Source organism: Ensifer sp. Root278, assembly GCF_001429285.1.
In the GTDB taxonomy this organism is placed as follows: Bacteria; Pseudomonadota; Alphaproteobacteria; order Rhizobiales; family Rhizobiaceae; genus Ensifer.
Genome location: NZ_LMJJ01000001.1, coordinates 556,039 through 570,485, shown reverse-complemented (window position 1 = coordinate 570,485; position 14,447 = coordinate 556,039). Strand labels below are relative to the sequence as shown.

Below are 14,447 nucleotides of genomic sequence, written 5' to 3'. Positions count from 1 at the left end.
GGACGCCGCTCTCCTCCCTCCTTGACGTGGAAGAGGAGCGAACGGTTGCCGCTTGTCCCTTCTCCCCGCCTGCGGGGAGAAGGTGCCGGCAGGCGGATGAGGGGCCCTTCCCTCACCGCGCGGATGAGGGGCGACGCCAGTTTGGTCGTTCGCCAGATCAGAAGATCTTGGCGAATTCCTCGACGTTCTTGGCATCGTAGACGAACGGGTCGGCCATCGCGCCTTCATTGTTGTCGTCGAGCTTGACGGCACCCATACGGCCCATCTTCAGTTCCGCGCCGGGCTTGGCTTCGGCACCGCCGATCAGATCATAGGCGATCATCGTTGCGGAATAGCCGAGGTCGATCGGGTTCCAGATGGCGAAGGACTTGGAAGCGCCCGATTTGACGTGGCCGGCCATTTCCGAGGGAAGGCCCAAGCCCGTTACGTTGATCTGGCCGATCTTGCCGGCGTCGGTGACGGCTTGTGCCGCCGCGACGATACCGACCGAGGTCGGCGCGATGATCGCCTTCAGGTTCGGATAGGACTGAATGAGGCCTTGGGTTTCGCGATAGGACTTGTCGGCAAGGTCGTCGCCATAGACGGTTGTTACGACGTTGATGCCCTTGTAGTTGCCCTGGACCTTCTTCATCTCGGCGATCCAGGTGTTCTGGTTGGTCGCGGTCGCGGAAGCCGAAAGCACGGCGACGTCGCCGCCCTCAGGCAGGTTGTCGGCGGCAAGCTTGATGATCATGTTGCCGATCAGCGGGTTCGACGACGGGTTGAGGTGCATCAACCGGCCATCCTTGGCGACACCGCTGTCCCAGGAGATGACCTTGATGCCGCGGTCCATCGCCTTCTTCAGCGCCGGCACGAGAGCATCGGTGTCATTGGCCGAAACGGCAATCGCATCGACCTTCTGGGCGATCAGCGAGTTGATCACCTCGATCTGGCCTTCGGCGGTGGTCGAGGTCGGGCCGGTGTAGATCACTTCGACGTCGCCCAGTTCTTTGGCGGCTTCCTGGGCGCCCTTGTTGGCAGCTTCGAAGAAGCCGATGCCGAGCGCCTTGACGACGAGCGCGATCTTCTTGTTTTCCGCATGCGCGGCATTGGCCATCAGCGCAAGCGAAACCGCGGCCGTGACCATCAGTGACTTCAGGATCTTCATGCTCATTTCCTCCCATTGTCCGGTTCGCGAAAATCGCATCCGGCGCAAATTCCTCCGTTCGGCAACGACCCGGCTCCCTTAACCGTGACCACCGCCTTCCCCTCTCCTCACCCGCGTCAGGCGGACGAGGATATGTTCTCCGCATCCGTACCGGCCCTGCTGCTGGCCACAACCAGCCTCACCCCGGCATTTTCGAGCATCGCGGCATGCCTGTCCTCGATGCCCGAATCCGTAATGACAGTGGCGATCCGCTTCAGCCCGCAAAGAATGAGGCTCGATCGCTTGTGAAATTTCGACGAGTCGACCAGCACGACGAGTTCGTCCGCCTGATCGATCAGTTTCTGTTCCGCTTGGATCAGAAGCGGGTCCGCTTCCATCAGCCCGAGCGGCCCCAGTCCTTGAGCCCCCATGAACATGCGGCGCGCATAGAAATTGCGCGTCACGTCGTTGTCGAAGGGGCTTAAGATGATGTTCTGCTCGCGGTAGATCGTGCCGCCGGACAGCATCACCGTGTTCTTTGAGTGCTTTAAAAGGTGCTCGGCGATCGGGAAGGAATTGGTGAACACCTGCATGCGGCGATTGCTGAGAAAATGCACCATCTGGAAGGTGGTGGTGCCGCCATTGATGATGATCGGCTCGCCATCCTCGCAGAGCGCCACCGCCTCCTTGGCGATCGCCTGCTTCTCGCGGGCGTGCAGGCCTTCGTTGACCTTGAACGGCCGACCGGCAAGGCCGACGAATTGCGGCGGGTTGATTGCCTCGGCGCCGCCGCGCACACGGCGCAGCTTCTTCTGCACGTGGAGTGCCGCGATATCGCGCCGGATCGTCGCCTCGGAACTGTCGGTCAGATCGACCAACTCCTGGACGGTGACGACGGGTTTTTCCTGAACCGCCGACAGAATGATCCGATGTCTTTCTTTCTCGTGCATGCGTTCCTCCGATGGCGTTCATGCTTCCATCACGATCGACCATTGTCAATCACAATCAATCATATTTTTTCATTGTGCAGCGCAATATGCGCGAACTTGATCGTTTTTGATTGACTTTAACGCTCAAGTCCTATGATCTGATGCCAACCATATCTCCGTGCGGACGCCAAGCCGCACGACATCAGACCGGGAGGAATTCGAGATGCTCGACAAGCAGCAGGGCGCACGACTTGCAAACCTTTGGGACGAGGCGAAGGCTGCCGGTATGAGCGAATCCGAGCGGCTGCTCTATCGCTCGAACCTGCTTGGCTCCGACAAGCGCATCACCAATTATGGCGGCGGCAACACCTCGGCTAAGGTGATGGAAAAGGATCCGCTTGGCGGCGGCACTGTCGAGGTTCTCTGGGTCAAGGGCTCCGGCGGCGACGTCGGCACGATCAAGCTCGACGGCTTCGCGACGCTCTACATGGACAAGCTCAATGCGCTGAAGACGATCTATCGCGGCGTTGATTTCGAAGACGAGATGGTCGGCTACCTGCCGCATTGCACCTTCAATCTCAATCCGCGCGCCGCCTCGATCGACACGCCGCTGCATGCCTACGTGCCGAAGAAGCACGTCGACCACATGCATCCCGACGCGATCATCGCGATTGCCGCCGCCAACAACAGCCGCGAGCTGACGGCAAAAATCTTCGGCGACGACATCGGCTGGCTGCCGTGGAAGCGCCCCGGCTACGAGCTCGGCCTGTGGCTGGAAAAATTCTGCCTGGAAAACCCGAGTGCCCGTGGCGTCGTGCTCGAAAGCCACGGCCTCTTCACCTGGGGCGACACGGCGAAAGAGGCCTATGAGACGACGATCGAGATAATCAACAAGGCGATCGCCTGGTTCGAGGTCGAGAACACTAAGCCTGCCTTCGGGGGCGCAGTAACAGCGACGCTCGACGCTACTGCCCGCGCCGATGTCGCCCGCAAGCTGATGCCGGTCATCCGCGGCCTGATCAGCGCCGACGAGAAGAAGGTCGGCCATTTCGACGGCAGCCAGGCCGTGCTCGACTTCGTCACATCGAAGGACCTGAAGCCGCTGGCGGCGCTCGGCACGAGCTGCCCCGACCACTTCCTGCGCACCAAGATCCGACCGCTGGTGATCGAATTCGATCCGGCCAAGCCGGATATCGACGGGACGCTCGCTGCGCTTCCCGAGGCAATCGCCGCCTATCGCGCCGACTATGCGGCCTACTACGAGCGCTGCAAACGCGTAGACAGCCCCGCCATGCGCGATCCAAATGCGGTCGTCTATCTCGTGCCGGGCGTCGGCATGATCACATTCGCCAAGGACAAGGCGACCGCCCGCATCTCCGGCGAGTTCTATGTCAACGCCATCAACGTCATGCGCGGCGCCTGCGGCGTCTCGACCTATGTCGGCCTGCCGGAGCAGGAAGCCTTCGACATCGAATACTGGCTGCTGGAGGAAGCGAAACTGCAGCGCATGCCGAAGCCGAAGAGCCTTGCCGGCCGGATCGCGCTCGTCACCGGCGGCGCCGGCGGCATCGGCAAGGCGACGGCCAACCGGCTGATGCAGGAAGGCGCGTGCGTGGTGCTGGCTGACATCGACGAGACGGCGCTTGCCGCAGCCGAAAGCGAGCTTTCCGCGCGCTACGGCAAGGATGTCGTGCGCTCCGTCACCATGAATGTCACCAGCGAGGCGGCCGTCGAAGGCGGCTTCGCTGATGCGTTGCTCGCCTTCGGCGGTCTCGACATTCTCGTTTCCAATGCGGGTCTTGCCTCCTCCGCCGCGATCGAGGACACGACGCTTTCGCTCTGGAACAAGAACATCGAGATCCTGACGACCGGCTATTTCCTCGTCTCGCGGGAAGCCTTTCGGGTCTTCCGCCAGCAGAAGGCCGGCGGCAATATCGTCTTCGTCGCCTCCAAGAACGGGCTTGCCGCCTCCCCCGGCGCCTCGGCCTATTGCACCGCCAAGGCGGCCGAGATCCACCTTGCCCGCTGCCTGGCGCTGGAGGGTGCTGCGGCACAGATCCGCGTCAACGTCGTCAACCCGGACGCGGTGCTACGCGGCTCGAAGATCTGGACCGGCGAGTGGAAGGAGCAGCGCGCCGCAGCCTATAAGATGGATGTCGACGATCTCGAGGCGCATTATCGCGAGCGCTCGATGCTGAAGCTCAGCGTCTTCCCGGAGGACATCGCCGAGGCGATCTACTTCCTTGCCTCCGACATGTCGGCGAAATCGACCGGCAACATCATCAATGTCGACGCGGGCAACGCCCAGTCCTTCACCCGCTGATCGAGGAGGTTTCCATGACGACGACGATGATCAGCCAGGCAACGGTCGAGGCCGAGAACGAAAGCCGGCTCACCGCGCTTCGCCGGGATTATGACAGCCTCGGCGAGCGACTCGATCGGCGCGGCGTTGCGATCGACGAGATCAGGCGCAAGGTTGCCGCCTATGGCGTCGCCGTCCCCTCCTGGGGTGTCGGCACCGGCGGCACGCGCTTCGCCCGCTTCCCCGGCAAGGGCGAGCCACGCAACATCTTCGACAAACTTGAGGATTGCGCGGTCATACAGCAATTGACGCGGGCGACTCCGACCGTCTCGCTGCATATTCCGTGGGACAAGGTGAGCGACATTTCCGAACTGAAGCAGAAAGGCACGTCGCTCGGCCTCGGCTTCGACGCGATGAACTCCAACACCTTCTCCGACACACCGGGCCAGGCGCACTCCTACAAGTTCGGCTCGCTGTCGCATGTCGATGCCGCAACCCGCCGCCAGGCGGTGGAGCACAATCTCGAATGCATCGAGATCGGCCGGCAACTCGGCTCCAAGGCGCTGACGGTGTGGATCGGCGACGGCTCCAACTTCCCCGGCCAGAGCAATTTCACCCGCGCCTTCGAGCGTTATCTCGATGCGATGAAATCGGTCTATGCGGCGCTGCCAGAGGATTGGCGGGTCTTTACCGAGCACAAGATGTTCGAGCCGGCCTTCTATTCGACCGTCGTTCAGGACTGGGGCACAAACTATCTGATCGCGCAGGAGCTCGGCCCCAAGGCCTTCTGCCTCGTCGATCTCGGTCACCATGCGCCGAACGTCAATATCGAAATGATCGTCGCCCGCCTCATCCAATTCGGCAAGCTCGGCGGTTTCCACTTCAACGATTCGAAGTACGGCGATGACGATCTCGACACGGGCGTGATCGACCCCTATCGGCTGTTCCTCGTGTTCAACGAGCTGGTGGATGCGGAAACGCGCGGCGCCAAGGGATTCAAGCCGGCGCATATGCTCGACCAGAGCCACAACGTCACCGATCCGATCGAGAGCCTGATGACGAGCGCGACCGAGGTTTGCCGGGCCTATGCCCAGGCGCTGATCGTCGATCGCAAGGTGCTTGAAGGCTGCCAGGAAGACAACGACGCGCTGATGGCGAGCGAGACGCTGAAGACCGCCTTCCGCACTGATATCGAGCCGATCCTTGCGATGGCGCGACTTGAGAGCGGCGGAGCGGTGGCGCCGGTCGCGACCTATCGGAAAAGTGGATATCGCGCGAAGGTCGCCGCCGAACGCCCGGCCGTTGCCGGCGGCGGAGGCGGCATCGTCTGATACCGATCGAGCAGCGCCGTGCCCTCGTCTTGGGGCTCCGGCGCGCCCCGGCGATCATTCAAATCTCAAAAAATCGCTGCGCGATGAAATTGCCCTCTATCTGATTTCGATTCCTGATCTATCTTTCCAATCGAGATCCAATGGAAAGGGGACCATTCATGGGTATTGAAAGCATTCTCGTCTTCCTGATCGTCGGCGCGGTCGCCGGCTGGCTCGCCGGCCTCATCGTCAAGGGTGGCGGATTCGGCCTTATCGGCAACATGGTCGTCGGCATCATCGGCGCCTTCATCGCCGGCTTCCTCTTCCCGGCGATCGGCATCAGCCTCGGCAGCGGTATTCTCTCGGCCATCCTGCACGCGACAATCGGTGCGGTAATCCTTCTGGTGCTGATCCGCATCGTCAAGCAGGCCTGAGCCCACACCATTCGGCGGCAGCCGCCTTCGCGCATGGAACGGCCCTCGGCCGTTCCATCTGGACGCGCGAACAGGGCTGTAGCACTGTGATCTGCTGGACGGGTCACCGGACGGAACACCGCACTTGCCAGACGGAGGCACGCATGAACGCGCTTTACACCGACAAGATCGAGACGGCGCTCAGGTCTTTCATCGCCGATCACCCGGGAACGCTGTCACGGGATCAGGCGATCGCCACGATCCTCGAGAACTGGTTCACCAGCCATGGCTATCTGCCGCCTGGGCAAGAAGGCCGGCGCCCCGAAGACCTTGACGCTTCCAACGACGACTGAGAGATTTGCCCGCCGAAGCCGAACGTCGTGACGGTTGTTCGCAACGCGGCCGATCGCCATCGCTTTTCAATAACGCGAATCCTTTGCCATGAGCCTGACTTCCGTCAAAGACTTCTTTTCCCAGCACGCCCCAGACATCGGTGTCATCGAGCTTCAACAAAGCACCGCCACGGTTGCGCTTGCGGCCGAGGGCCACGGCGTCGAGCCGGCGCAGATCGCCAAGACACTGGCGCTTCGGGTTGGCGACGATGTGATCCTCATCGTCACGCGCGGCGACGCCCGCCTCGACAACAAAAAGTACAAGGCCCGCTTCGGCACCAAGGCCCGCATGCTCGGCTTCGACGAGGTGGAGGCGGAGACCGGGCACCCGGTCGGCGGCGTCTGCCCCTTCGGTCTTGCCAAGCCGCACAGCATCTATTGCGACTTGTCGCTCAAGGCCTACGACATCGTTGTGCCGGCCGCCGGTGCCACCAATGCGGCGGTGCACATCAGTCCCGCCCGCATCGTCGAACTGACCGGGGCCGAATGGATCGACGTTTCCGAAACGTGACCTGCCTTGGAATGGCCACAAAGCTTAACTGAAACCGCAGGCGCGTCCCGGAGTGATTTGCCGGGTCCGGTTCTTTTTCATCGCAGGAGTCCGTCGAGCATGAAGACAATCGCGTACCCGCTCATCTTCGCCGCCACATGTTCCCCGGCGCTGGCGATGGATCAGTCCCTGGTGCGCCAGTTCGAAAAGCTCGACCCGCAGACCCGGCTCGAACAGCGGTGCGATACCGAGGCGATGGAGCGCATCAACGCCGACAAGTCGACCTTCAAGCCGGACAAGGTGATCGCCTACACCTTCGCCGAGCCGGTCGTGAAGGAAGACAAGATGAAGGCGCTGGGCGCCGTGTTCCGCAGCAAGGGGGAATGGTACAAGCTGAAGTTCAAGTGCCGCACCGACGCGGAGCACCTGGATGTCCTGTCTTTCGAATACAAGATCGGCGAGCTTGTGCCGCACGAGAGCTGGGACGAGTTCTACCTCTACCCCTGACGGGCGCGCCGCCCGAACCTTTGACCGTCGTTAGAGCACAGCCATTAGAAACAGCAGCGAGCCGAGCGAAAGCGCGGCCATGATGCTCATCAGCATCTTCATCATATGGGCTGCCATTTCGTACATCCTTGTCTCTGCTCCCTTAGGAATGAACGAATGCGTCTGCTTTCGGGCATGTGGCTCGATGAAGACCGGGTTCGAGCGCCATTGTTACAACCATCGAGATTGCGCAAGCATGGTTAACAAATCGCTAACGGGGGTCCTGCTCACCCTCTGCACAGCTGCCGCCTGACCGGCCTTTATTCAAGACAAGGCTCACGCAAGATCGAAGCGGAATAACGGAGCGTAGGATCGGCCTCCTCTGCGCGCTGCCCCTTGCGCCCTGAGGCGTCCGATCCCTGCCGTTGCATCGCCAGCCACCGCTGTTCTCGTGCCGGCGTGCAAGCAAACGAGACGCGACCGGCGGTCTGCGAAACGCCCGCTGTCGCATGTGACTGACAATGGAGAGGCGAGTGAGCCAGGTTAAGCTGAGCATCTGCATTCCCACCTATAACCGCGCGCCCTTCCTCGAAAAGGCGCTCGGCTACTTCGTCGAACTCTACCAGTTCTCCTTCAAGTACGAGATCATCATTTCCGACAACGCCTCGACCGACGGCACCCGGGAGATCGTCGATCGCTTTGTCGCCAAGGGGTTGCCGATCCGCTATTTCCGCCAGTCGGAGAATTTCGGCGCGATTCCCAACGTCATCAGCGCCGTCAGCCGCGCGGTGGGCGAATACACGCTCTACCTCGCCGATGACGACGTGCTCATCAACGATGGCTTGCGCGAGGCAATCCGCTATCTGGATCTCAATCCGGAAGTGACGGTGTGCTTTGCGCCGTGGTACACACACGACGAGATCGACGAACGTGACAGTGCGCCGTTCTTCTCGGTCGATAAGGATACCAAGTTCAAGAAACGGGACTTCGAGCCGGTTTTCGATTTTCTCGTCGACCGACATGTCTTTCCCGAGATCGGCATTTACCGGACCTCGGCCCTGCGCTCCGCCTGGGCGCCCCGGCACTTCGCCTATTGGGCCTTCTCCTATCTCGCACATTTTCTGGAACTGGGCGCCGTCACCTTCCTGAAGAAGCCTTTCTATCGCCAGGTGATACGCTCGAAGATCGTCCGCGATCGGCCGCAGGCCGGCCACGCCGAGACGCTGACGGCATGGGATACGTACCGGGGCGGTCTTGAGTACTTCCTCTACAGCGGCGCCAAGCGCGGTGCCGTCAAGCTGACCGCCGATCGGCGCACCTATTTCGATGCCCAGATCAGGGACTTCACCATGATCCGCATGAGCGTTGCCTTGCGCATGTGGATGATGAAGAAGGACTACGTTCGCGCCTATGAACTCTATACGCGGCTAATGCTGGCCGGCTTCGAGCACCATCCCGACGTGCAGCAGGCAAGAGGGGCGCTGCCCCTCATGGTCGCTCTTCAGACTGTCACGTGGCATACAAACGCGATTGCAGAAATCGACCGGCTTGTTCTTCACGGCGTGGACGACCACCGCGCGATCGAGGAACTGTTGCGCGAGTTGGGCCTGCGCTCCGAAATCGCTGTCGTGCCGGCAACGACACAATTGACAGCGGACGAGGTTGCCCGCACCGCCGTGTTCATTACCGCCGATAGCGACCGCAAGCATTATCTGCGCAACGGCCATCCGCCGAACATGGTGGTCAGCGAAGGCGATATTCTCAGTCATGTTCTGATCTAGAACGAAAGGGCGCCACGGCGCCCTTCCTTGTTTTCAAGACCGTGATCGAGAGCCGCCGGCTTTTCGGCCGATTGCTCCCACGTGCCTTTCCTACTTGCGCATGATGCCCTTGTAGTAGGAGCCGTTTCTCGGCGGCGGGCGGTTTACGGTCTTTCCGGGCGGATTGTACTTCTCGCTCCGGTGGCCTTCATTGACCGCCGTTGGTGAAACGCCCTTGTAGTAGCTGCCTCCTGCGAACGCAGGAGCGGACACACCCGCAGCGATCGTGGCCGCGACGAGCGTTGCTAGAGAGAGCCTGGAAAATTTACGCATTTCTGATCCTCGGTTGACCCTGCCACGACCCTGTTTTTGTTGTGGTTTCGTGGCATCGATTACGCGACGAAGACGTTCGCCGCTCAGGTCCTCCCGGGCGTGAGAATATGCGGAAGCTGCGACGAACATGTAACGCAGGTGACAGCCGTCGATTCCCACCTTCGCTAAAAGGGAGGATCGATGCCTGATCAGCGACGTGCTGGAACCCTCTCGGCTGCGATGCTTTCGTCATCGCTTCGCGACGACGCGATCGCTCAGCGGAAAAGCTGCAGGATGTTCTGCGCATTGGAGTTGGCTATCTGCAAAGCCTGGATGCCAAGCTGTTCCCGCGTCTGCAATGCCTTCAGCCGCGTCGACGTCTCGTTCATATCGGCATCCAGCAAACGTCCGCCCCCCTTTTCGATGGTGGCCATCAGCGTCTGACCAAAGGTCGTCTGCATGTCGATGCGCGTCAGCAGCGAGCCCAACGCGGCCGCTCCGTCAATCGTCTTCTGCAACACGACTTCAATGTACTGAATGTAGGAATCGAGCGACTGCGGGTTCGCGGCGACATCGATATCCAGGAAGTTGCGCCGCCGGCAGCGATCCGCTTTCGCGAGATGCTGGTGCAGGAGTGGACGACATATTGAGGGCAAACGAGTGACGCAACGCTCAGTAAACGCCGAACGTGGCTTTCAAGCTTTTCGAGACCAAACATTCAAGGAGATGAATGGTGCCCGGAGGCGGATTTGAACCACCGACACGCGGATTTTCAATCCGCTGCTCTACCAACTGAGCTATCCGGGCATCCTGCCGTTTCGGGCAGCGGTTCCTTGCGGAACCCTCGGGGCGCTTGTGTTTGCCCCGGAAGCGAGCGGGGTTATAGCATCTTGTTCGGCGGTGTCCAGCGCCAAATGAAAGTTTTTTGACCGAAATCCTGTGGACAGTCAAAAAAACCGAAAAAGCAAAGAGTTTCAGAGAGATCGCATTCGCTTCCCCCGCACTCTCCGAGACAGAAGTGGTCCTCGGAGACCGAAAATGGCGGCCGCATTCACCTGCTGGCGCGCAGGACCATCCAGGCGTCGTTCACGATAAAGAGGAGCGTTGAGGGAAAGGCCGGACCCACGCGCCCGACCGCAGCGGTACGCCTTAGCGATCGTCGTCGTCGGCCTTCGTTTCGTCGTCGGCAACCGGAATGGCATAGGAGCCGGAGAGCCAGCGATTGAGGTCGACATTGCGGCAGCGGTCGGAGCAGAAGGGATAGTGCTCCCGATGCGACGGCCGTCCGCATTCCGGGCAGGGTCGAGGCGCCCGCAGGGGCGCGACGTTCGAACCGCTCTTCTTCGTTTCGTCGTTATTTGTCTCGTCTGGCACCGGCTTCAGCCTTCCAGCCAACGATTGTGCACATCATAGCCTTCGCCGACAAGCAGGCTGACGGTTTCGTAGAGCGGCAGGCCGACGACGTTGCTGTAGGAGCCGACGAGTTTCACAACGAAGCTGCCGGCAATGCCCTGGATGCCGTAGCCGCCCGCCTTGCCGCGCCATTGGCCCGAGGCGAGATAGCTTTCGATATCGAAACCGGACAGGCGCTTGAAGCGCACCTTGGTGTCGACGACCTTCTGCCTGAGCGTCTTGTCCGGGGTGATCAGACACACGCCGGTATAGACGCGATGGCTGCGGCCGGAGAGAAGGTGCAGCGTGCTGGTGGCTTCGCTGACCAGTTCCGGCTTCGGCAGGATGCGCCGGCCGACGCAGACGACCGTATCGGCCGCCAGAATATAGCTTCCGTCCCAGCCGGGCTCGCCCTTGATCGCCGCAAGTGCTGCTCGCGCCTTTTCAGCCGACAGACGCCTTGCGAGCGAACGCGGGTGTTCGGCACGCTTCGGCGTCTCGTCGAGATCCATCGGCATCAGGCGCGCGGGCTCGATGCCCGCCTGCGCCAGAAGTTCGACGCGACGCGGCGAGCCGGACGCCAGTATCAGTTTCTTGGCCACTGTCATCGGAACGAGCCGTCACTCCAGAGCAATTCCAGCAAAAATGCGGGTGAAGCGGTTTTGCGTCTGGAATTGCAATCCAACCAAAGGTTAGAGCGTTTTCGCGATTCGAAGAAGAAGCGGAAATGCTCCAGGAATTGCGTAGAGCCGGAGCGGCTTACTTGAAGCGGTAGGTGATACGGCCCTTGGTAAGGTCGTACGGGGTCATCTCGACGAGAACCTTGTCGCCGGCAAGCACGCGGATGCGGTTCTTGCGCATGCGGCCCGCCGTGTGGGCGATGATCTCATGCTCGTTTTCGAGCTTCACGCGGAAGGTCGCATTCGGAAGCAATTCGGTGACCACGCCCGGAAATTCAAGGACTTCTTCTTTCGCCATGTAGGACTGTTCTTTCTATCTTTGTTTAGGGATACGTCAGGTATCCCGAAAAATTCGCCGGAAACTACACAATCAACGAGGATTTGTGAACCGTCTAACACCGGCTTTTGCGCTTTTGTGACGGCTACGGCGCCGCGCGTCCTATCAGAGGCGCAGAGGTCGCTATAGCACTTTGAACTGCTACGTGTCTTTAGCCTTAAATCGGATGGGATCTAAGAAGACATGGAAAAGAACTGTCGTCGGAAACCGCACTCGGATTTCCGTGAAGCTCTCAAGTTTTCTCTCGTCTGTGCGAGCCGACCAACCGATGATTGATCAGCGTCGACAGGTGATCGCGCACGGCGCGATACGCATCGACGATCTGCTCGCGGGTGCCGGCTGCCACCGTCGGGTCCGGCGTTGGCCAATAGACCACGTCGACGGCCATCGAGCGAGTCAATTCGAGCGCCTTGTGATGCGCCTCCGGCGCCAGCGTCACGATGAGGTCGAAGTAGTCGTCCTCGAGTTCATCCAGCGTGTGGGGCTGGTGGCGGCCGAGGCTCAAGCCCACCTCGGCCATGACCACGTCGACAAACGGATCGCGTTCGCCATGCCGGACGCCGGCCGAGGCAACATACGTTCCCGCTGGCAGCGCCGCCTTGGCGAGCGCTTCGGCCATCGGCGAGCGGATGGCATTCATGCCGCACATGAAGAGGACCGAGCGGGGCGCTTTCAACTGCGGTGCCTCGGTTGCCGTCATGCCGGTTCGCGCCTCTACCCGCGCCAATAGAGCACGCAGACGAGCGTGAACAGCCGGCGGGCCGTATCGAAATCCAGCCGGATCTTGCCGGACAGGCGATCCATCAGGGTCTGCGAGCCCTCGTTGTGAATGCCGCGGCGCCCCATGTCGATCGCCTCGATCTGGCTCGGTGTCGCCGAGCGGATCGCCTCGTAGTAGCTCTCGCAGATCATGAAGTAGTCCTTCACGATCCGGCGAAACGGCGTCAGCGACAGGATGTGGGTGGCGACATCGCCGCCCTTTTCGGTCGAGATCGAAAAGACCAGCTTCGCATCGACGAGCGAGAGATTGAGCTTGTAGGGGCCACAGGGATGGCCGACCGGTTCGAACAGGTTTTCTTCGAGCAGGTCGAAGATAGCAACCGCGCGCTCATGCTCCACGTCGGGCGTCGAGCGGCCGATGGTCTCGTCCAGAACGACATCGCAGAGGCGCAGATTGCGGTCCGCCTTCATCCAGCATCCCCGAGATTGAGGCGAATGGCGACGGAACGCGCATGAGCCTCCAGCCCCTCAGACTTTGCCAGCACGATCGCCGCCGGTCCGAGGATTCGCAACTGCTCCGGATCGAGCCGAAGGATCGACGTGCGCTTCATATAATCAAGCACGCCGAGGCCGGACGAGAAGCGCGCCGAGCGCGCAGTCGGCAGAACGTGGTTGGAGCCGCCGACATAATCGCCGATGACTTCGGGCGTATGGCGCCCGACGAAGATCGCGCCGGCATTGCGGATCTTCTCGACCATCGGCTCGGGATTGGCGAGCGCCAGTTCAAGATGTTCCGCTGCAATACGGTTGGCGAGCGGCACGGCCTTTTCGAGATCGGGCACGAGAATGACGGCGCCGAAATCGCGCCAGCTCGCCGAGGCCGTTTCGGCCCGCGGCAGCGTCTTCAATTGCCGCTCGACCGCATCCTCGACCGCCTGCCCGAAGGCCGGATCGTCGGTGATCAGGATCGACTGAGCGCCGACGTCGTGCTCGGCCTGGGCCAGGAGATCGGCGGCGATCCAGTCCGGATCGTTGTGCTTGTCGGCGATGACAAGCACTTCCGATGGACCGGCGATCATGTCGATGCCGACGGTGCCGAAGACCTGGCGCTTGGCGGCGGCAACATAGGCATTGCCCGGGCCGACGATCTTGGCGACGGGGGCGATCGTCTCGGTGCCATAGGCAAGCGCCGCAACGGCCTGCGCGCCGCCGACGCGGTAGATCTCCTCGACGCCCGCAAGCCTTGCTGCTGCAAGCACCGCCGGATTGATCTCACCGCCGCTTGCCGGCACCACCATAACGATGCGGGGAACGCCCGCGACTTTCGCCGGCAGCGCATTCATCAGCACCGAGCTCGGATAGCTCGCCGTGCCACCCGGCACGTAAAGGCCAACGGCATCGACCGCCGTCCAGCGCGAACCGAGCCCGACGCCCATGGCGTCCTCGTAAATATCATCCTTCGGCCGCTGGCGGGCGTGGTGCGCCTCGATGCGGGTGGCAGCGACCTTGAGCGCGCCCAGCACCTCCGGTTCGACCGCCTGGATCGCCGCATCGATCTCGGCCGCGCTGACGGCCATCGGCGTCACGGAGAAATCGACGCCATCGAAGCGCTTGGAGTATTCGGCGAGTGCCTGATCGCCCCGGGCGCGCACGTCGTCGATGATCGCCTTGACCACCGCATTGACGTCTTCGGACACCTCACGCTTGGTCGTCAGGAATGACGCGAACTTTTGTTCGAAGTCACCGTCGAGAAAATTGAGCCTGATTGCCAAAGGGGACGTCCTTGTATGCCAGTGTC

At 61.3% G+C, this 14,447-nt stretch carries 17 protein-coding genes and 1 tRNA gene; 7 read left to right on the top strand and 11 right to left on the bottom strand.

The genetic code is table 11. The features are described from left to right. Window positions 1–157 precede the first annotated feature (157 nt). Both rhaS and ASE60_RS02755 read right to left on the bottom strand, forming a co-directional pair. Window positions 158–1,147 carry a rhamnose ABC transporter substrate-binding protein gene (gene rhaS, locus ASE60_RS02760; RefSeq protein ID WP_057248265.1) on the bottom strand — a complete coding sequence of 330 codons (990 nt, stop codon included), beginning with the start codon at window positions 1,145–1,147 and terminating at the stop codon, window positions 158–160. Window positions 1,148–1,263: 116 nt separating this feature from the next. Next, entirely contained in the window at window positions 1,264–2,076 is an 813-nt protein-coding gene (locus ASE60_RS02755; RefSeq protein ID WP_057248184.1) for a DeoR/GlpR family DNA-binding transcription regulator, read from the bottom strand. A 202-nt stretch (window positions 2,077–2,278) separates the two neighbouring features. Between ASE60_RS02755 and ASE60_RS02750 the strand changes: the two genes are divergently transcribed. The 7 genes from ASE60_RS02750 (at window position 2,279) to ASE60_RS02720 (ending at window position 9,229) form a co-directional block, all read left to right on the top strand. Continuing rightward, on the top strand, window positions 2,279–4,378 hold the full coding sequence (locus tag ASE60_RS02750; protein WP_057248183.1) for a bifunctional rhamnulose-1-phosphate aldolase/short-chain dehydrogenase: 2,100 nt from the start codon (window positions 2,279–2,281) through the stop codon (window positions 4,376–4,378). Between the two features lie 14 nt (window positions 4,379–4,392). After that, window positions 4,393–5,688: an L-rhamnose catabolism isomerase gene (gene rhaI, locus ASE60_RS02745; RefSeq protein WP_057248182.1), complete on the top strand. Its 1,296-nt coding sequence runs from the start codon at window positions 4,393–4,395 to the stop codon at window positions 5,686–5,688. A gap of 158 nt (window positions 5,689–5,846) precedes the next feature. Further along, on the top strand, window positions 5,847–6,101 hold the full coding sequence (locus ASE60_RS02740; protein WP_057248181.1) for a GlsB/YeaQ/YmgE family stress response membrane protein: 255 nt from the start codon (window positions 5,847–5,849) through the stop codon (window positions 6,099–6,101). A 143-nt stretch (window positions 6,102–6,244) separates the two neighbouring features. Continuing rightward, window positions 6,245–6,433: a hypothetical protein gene (locus tag ASE60_RS02735; protein WP_057248180.1), complete on the top strand. Its 189-nt coding sequence runs from the start codon at window positions 6,245–6,247 to the stop codon at window positions 6,431–6,433. 88 nt (window positions 6,434–6,521) lie between these two features. Continuing rightward, window positions 6,522–6,983 carry a YbaK/EbsC family protein gene (locus tag ASE60_RS02730; RefSeq protein WP_057248179.1) on the top strand — a complete coding sequence of 154 codons (462 nt, stop codon included), beginning with the start codon at window positions 6,522–6,524 and terminating at the stop codon, window positions 6,981–6,983. A gap of 99 nt (window positions 6,984–7,082) precedes the next feature. After that, window positions 7,083–7,469, top strand: a complete 387-nt coding sequence (locus tag ASE60_RS02725; protein ID WP_057248178.1) for a DUF930 domain-containing protein — start codon at window positions 7,083–7,085, stop codon at window positions 7,467–7,469. 512 nt (window positions 7,470–7,981) lie between these two features. Continuing rightward, window positions 7,982–9,229, top strand: coding sequence for a glycosyltransferase family 2 protein (locus tag ASE60_RS02720; RefSeq protein ID WP_057248177.1), 1,248 nt, complete (start codon window positions 7,982–7,984; stop codon window positions 9,227–9,229). Window positions 9,230–9,319: 90 nt separating this feature from the next. Here ASE60_RS02720 and ASE60_RS02715 read toward each other — a convergent pair whose 3' ends face one another. The 9 genes from ASE60_RS02715 to hisD form a co-directional block, all read right to left on the bottom strand. Further along, entirely contained in the window at window positions 9,320–9,541 is a 222-nt protein-coding gene (locus ASE60_RS02715) for a hypothetical protein (RefSeq protein ID WP_057248176.1), read from the bottom strand. A 254-nt stretch (window positions 9,542–9,795) separates the two neighbouring features. Then, on the bottom strand, window positions 9,796–10,176 hold the full coding sequence (locus ASE60_RS35985) for a flagellin (RefSeq protein WP_057248175.1): 381 nt from the start codon (window positions 10,174–10,176) through the stop codon (window positions 9,796–9,798). Between the two features lie 75 nt (window positions 10,177–10,251). Continuing rightward, window positions 10,252–10,327, bottom strand: a tRNA-Phe gene (locus ASE60_RS02705). Between the two features lie 342 nt (window positions 10,328–10,669). Then, entirely contained in the window at window positions 10,670–10,894 is a 225-nt protein-coding gene (gene yacG / locus ASE60_RS02700; protein WP_057248174.1) for a DNA gyrase inhibitor YacG, read from the bottom strand. A gap of 5 nt (window positions 10,895–10,899) precedes the next feature. Further along, entirely contained in the window at window positions 10,900–11,520 is a 621-nt protein-coding gene (locus ASE60_RS02695; RefSeq protein ID WP_057248172.1) for a Maf-like protein, read from the bottom strand. A gap of 151 nt (window positions 11,521–11,671) precedes the next feature. Continuing rightward, window positions 11,672–11,890: a translation initiation factor IF-1 gene (gene infA / locus ASE60_RS02690; RefSeq protein WP_004435948.1), complete on the bottom strand. Its 219-nt coding sequence runs from the start codon at window positions 11,888–11,890 to the stop codon at window positions 11,672–11,674. A gap of 271 nt (window positions 11,891–12,161) precedes the next feature. Continuing rightward, on the bottom strand, window positions 12,162–12,629 hold the full coding sequence (locus ASE60_RS02685; protein ID WP_057248171.1) for a low molecular weight phosphatase family protein: 468 nt from the start codon (window positions 12,627–12,629) through the stop codon (window positions 12,162–12,164). Window positions 12,630–12,643: 14 nt separating this feature from the next. Beyond that, complete coding sequence (locus ASE60_RS02680) at window positions 12,644–13,120, bottom strand: UPF0262 family protein (RefSeq protein WP_057248170.1); 477 nt, start codon at window positions 13,118–13,120, stop codon at window positions 12,644–12,646. Then, window positions 13,117–14,421, bottom strand: a complete 1,305-nt coding sequence (gene hisD, locus ASE60_RS02675; protein ID WP_057248169.1) for a histidinol dehydrogenase — start codon at window positions 14,419–14,421, stop codon at window positions 13,117–13,119. Before hisD ends, ASE60_RS02680 begins: the two co-directional genes overlap by 4 nt. Window positions 14,422–14,447: the final 26 nt, after the last annotated feature.